At 71.3% G+C, this 3,646-nt stretch carries 2 protein-coding genes and 1 pseudogene; all 3 read right to left on the reverse strand.

Features of this window, described 5'->3' with window-relative positions; genetic code table 11:
* Positions 1 to 1,847 (reverse strand): biotin carboxylase N-terminal domain-containing protein (locus BJF77_RS01875; RefSeq protein WP_304440973.1); only part of this gene is annotated, 1,847 nt, incomplete at its 3' end.
* Between the two features lie 222 nt (positions 1,848 to 2,069).
* Positions 2,070 to 2,711, reverse strand: a complete 642-nt coding sequence (locus tag BJF77_RS01880) for an LUD domain-containing protein (protein ID WP_047804239.1) — start codon at positions 2,709 to 2,711, stop codon at positions 2,070 to 2,072.
* Positions 2,708 to 3,646: pseudogene (locus BJF77_RS01885) on the reverse strand (LUD domain-containing protein); the annotation flags it as partial. The pseudogene BJF77_RS01885 and the gene BJF77_RS01880, both read right to left, overlap by 4 nt.

The raw sequence follows: 3,646 nt of genomic DNA on the forward strand, positions 1-3,646 counted from the left end.
GGCATCGCCTCGCGCAGCAGCCGCAGCCGCTCCCAGGGGTCCTCCCCGAGGAAGCGCAGCGCGACGTCGTAGGTCGCCCCGCCCCAGGCCTCGATCGAGAGCAGCTGCGGCAGGGTGTGCGCGTAGGCCGGGGCCGCGGCCAGCAGGTCCCGGGTCCGGACCCGGGTGGCCAGCAGGGATTGGTGGGCGTCGCGGAAGGTGGTGTCGGTGACCGCCACCGCGGTCTGGGCCCGCAGCGCGGCCGCGAAGCCCTCCGGGCCCAGCTCCTGGAGCCGCTGCCGCCACCCGTCCGGCGGGGTGTGCGCCGAGGGCCCGTCGAAGGGGGAGCGCAGCGGCTCGTCCTGCTTGTCGCCCGGGTAGCGGGGCAGCTTGTTGCGCGGGTCGATACCTTCCACCCGGGGGCCGTGGGGCTGATTGACGGTGACCTCGGCCAGCCAGGTCAGCGCCTTGGTGGCCCGGTCCCCGGAGATCTTGCCTTCGAGCAATTCGGGGCGGGATTCGATGAAGTCGGTGGCGACCTCTCCGGCGAGGAACTGCGGGTCGGCCAGCACGGCCTGGAGGAACTGGATGTTGGTGGCCACCCCGCGGATCCGGAACTCGGCCAGGGCACGCTGGGACCGGTGCACGGCGGTGGCGTAGTCGCGGCCGCGGCAGATGAGTTTGACCAGCATGGAGTCGAAGTGGGGGGAGATCTCCGCCCCGGCGTAGACGGTGCCGCTGTCCAGGCGCACTCCGGCGCCGCCGGCGGAGCGGTAGGCGGAGATCTTCCCGACGTCGGGGCGGAACCCGTTGGCCGGGTCCTCGGTGGTGATCCGGCACTGCAGCGCCGCGCCCCGGACCGTCAGCGACTCCTGGGCGATGCCCAGGTCCGCCAGGGTCTCCCCCGAGGCGATGCGCAGCTGCGAGGCGACCAGATCCACATCGGTGATCTCCTCGGTGACGGTATGTTCGACCTGGATGCGCGGGTTCATCTCGATGAACACGTGCTGACCGGCCCGCTCCCCGGCCGTGTCCACGAGGAACTCCACGGTCCCGGCATTGACGTAGCCCAGCTCCCGGGCGAACTTCACGGCGTCGGCGTGCAGGGCCTGACGGATGCCCTCGTCGAGGTTCGGGGCCGGGGCGATCTCGATCACCTTCTGGTGCCGGCGCTGGACGGAGCAGTCGCGTTCAAACAGGTGCACCATCCCGCCCTCGTTGTCGGCGAGGATCTGCACCTCGATGTGCCGAGGCCGCAGCACGGCTTGTTCGACGAACATGGTGGGGTCCCCGAAGGCGGTGTCGGCCTCGCGCATCGCCGCCGCCAGGGCTTCGGGCAGCGCCTCAGAGGTCTCCACCCGGCGCATACCGCGTCCCCCGCCGCCGGCCACGGCCTTCACGAACACGGGGAAGCCGATCCGCTCGGCCTCCCCGAGCAGGTAGTCCACCTCCGAGGAGGGGGCGGAGGAGTCCAGGGTGGGGATCCCGGCCCGCTGGGCGGCCTTGAGCGCCTCCACCTTGTTCCCGGCCAATTCCAGGATCTCGGCCCGTGGGCCGACGAAGGTGATGCCCTCCGCGGCCGCCGCGCGGGCCAGGTCCGGGTTCTCCGAGAGGAACCCGTAGCCGGGGTAGATCGCGTCCGCCCCGGACTCCTTGGCCACCCGGATGATCTCCGCCACGTCGAGGTAGGCCCGCACCGGGTGACCCTCCTCCCCGATCTGGTAGGCCTCATCGGCCTTCTGCCGGTGGATCGAGTTGCGGTCCTCGTACGGGAAAACCGCCACCGTCTTGGCACCCAGCTCGTAGGCGGCCCGGAAGGCGCGGATCGCGATCTCGCCGCGGTTGGCGACCAGGATCTTGGAGAACATTGACACCCGTTCCGCACTTGGGCGCTCCATTGGAGGCCCGGGTGCTGTGTTGTGAATTTCTGACAAGGTCAACTGCGAAGGAGAAACGGCCGGGCACGGCAGGGGCCGCCGTGCCCGGGCAGGGCAGACCCGGGCCCTCGGGGCCGCGATGGGGCCGGGGTGCCGAGCGGATCCGCGACGGTGCGTCTGCGCGTGCTGCGGTTCACGCGCCATCCGGGCCTGTCAGCCGAGCAGGATGACGTCTAACGTCCGGGGCCCGTGCACGCCTTCGACGCGTTCGAGCTCGATGTCCGAGGTCGCCGAGGGCCCGGAGATCATGGTGACCGGAGCCGTGGGCTCCACCAGGGCCAGGGCCTCGGGGATCAGCTCCACCACCGTCTCAACCGGCACCACGCAGATGTGGTGGTCGGGGACCAGGCTGATCGCCCGGCGGCCCTCCTCGGGACGGCCGGTGAGGAAGATCGTGCCGGTCTCCGCGCAGGAGACGGTCGAGGACGTCACCACCGCGTCCACGGCGTTGAGCTCCCGCACCCCCAGGGCCGAGGCGTCGCGGGCGTCATTGGGATCCACCAGCACCCGGCGGGCGGCGGTGTCCTCCGGCAACCAGGCGGTGTCCAGACCGGCCGGGACTACATACCGGGCGGAGACCCCCAGCAGCTGGGCGATCCGCCCCGGCAGGGACGCGGGGGTCTCGTGGTGCACCGCGGCCTTGTAGTCGACCAGCCGGTCCACGAGCATCTCGACGACCTCCTCAGCCGCACGCTCCGAGACGCGGCGATAGGTGCGCTGCGCCGGTGCAGGGGTAGGCGCGTCGTGCAGCGCCCCACGGATCCGGTTGAGGATCTCGGTCTTTGCCTCGCTCATCGTGCTCCCCCGTCGTCTTCGGTGTCGGTCTCGGCCCCATCCGGTGCGGTACCGCCCGCATCCGGGCCGGTGGCCGGGCCGCCGTCGGCGGCCACCCGTTCCTGGGTCTCCTCGGCGTGCTTGGCCCACCAATGGCGGAAAGACTCCTTCGGCGGGGCGGGGATGTCGCGCTCATCGGTCCAGCCCCCGGCGATCCCGGGCAACCAGGAGATCGCCCGATCCTTGCCCGCCACCGCCCTCCCCAACGGCAGACCCTTCTCGGCCAACCCCATCCGGGTGCCCGAGGACATCACCACCGAAGCGCCCTTCATCATCAAATCCATCTGGGAGGGCACCCGGGGGGTGGGCTTGCTGCGCACGTCCTCGTCGCGCAGGTGCACGAGGATCTCCGGGATGTTGATCTTCACCGGGCACACGTCGTAGCAGGCCCCGCACAGCGAGGACGCGTAGGGCAGGGAGGCGTTCTCCTCGGAGGTGATGCCGGTGAGCTGCGGGGAGAGGATCGCCCCGATCGGACCCGGGTACGTGGAGCCGTAGGCGTGGCCGCCGGCCTGCTCGTAGACGGGGCAGACGTTGAGGCACGCCGAGCAGCGGATGCAGTGCAGCGCCGAGCGCCCGGCGGGGTCGTCGAGCACCGCGGTGCGGCCGTTGTCCAGGAGCACCACGTGCACGTCCTGCGGCCCGTCCCCCGGGGTCACGCCGGTCCACAGGGAGGTGTAGGGGTTCATCCGCTCGCCGGTGGAGGAGCGCGGGAGCAGCTGCAGGAAGACCTCGAGGTCCTGGAAGGTGGGCACGATCTTCTCGATGCCCACCACGGTGATCAGGGTCTCGGGCAGGGTCAGGCACATCCGGCCGTTGCCTCGGACTCCACCACGGTCAGCGTCCCGGTGGAGGCCACGCCGAAGTTCGCCCCGGACACCGCCACGGAGGTGGCG

Origin of the sequence: Kocuria sp. CNJ-770 (assembly GCF_001942375.1) — a bacterium.
Lineage (GTDB): Bacteria > Actinomycetota > Actinomycetes > Actinomycetales > Micrococcaceae > Kocuria > Kocuria oceani.

What these genes read in the sequence shown, in the direction of transcription:
- BJF77_RS01880 (WP_047804239.1), bottom strand. Translation starts at nt 2,711, where the DNA reads ATGAGCGAGGCAAAGACCGAGATCCTCAACCGGATCCGTGGGGCGCTG.